The following is a 538-nucleotide window of genomic DNA, read 5'->3' on the forward strand; positions in this document are numbered from 1 at the left end:
GAACGATAACGCGCAATGCCTGAAAAATCGCGGTGTTCGCTTCGCGGGCAAGCCACGCTCCCACAGGTTATGCGCCCGCCCCAGCCCCATCTCCAACCCTCAGGAACTGCAGAGCCGGACATGCCGACCCCCACGAAAAACACCACGGTCTATGCCGCGCCGGTGATGCGCAAACTGACGGAAATCGTTACCGATTTACCGCCATCACTGCGCAAAGTGGCGGATTTCATCCTGCGTCACCCGCTAAGGGCTGCGACGCTGACTATCGAAGAAATGGCTCATGAAACATCCACCTCGCCAGCCGCGGTCAATCGTTTGGCCAAGGCTCTGAACCTGGGTGGCTACACCGGCATGAAGGCCGAGCTGGTGGCGACTTTGCAGCAGATGGTGTCGCCGGTCGACAAGCTTCGTAATGAACTGGCGCATCGACCGGGTGGTGCATTTGGCCTGCATGAGCAAATCCAGAGCGCCACCAGCAACCTCGCCACGGCGGCGACCAACAACCATGAAGATGCCTTTGAAGCGTTCGTCACCCGCC

General features: G+C 59.7%; 1 protein-coding gene. It reads left to right on the forward strand.

The window, feature by feature from the left end; all coding sequences use genetic code 11:
* Positions 1–120: 120 nt before the first annotated feature.
* The coding region (locus tag AC1DVH_RS32560) for a MurR/RpiR family transcriptional regulator (protein WP_477757233.1) at positions 121–538 on the forward strand (418 nt) is incomplete at its 3' end.

This window comes from Pseudomonas sp. P4_C3, assembly GCF_056402075.1.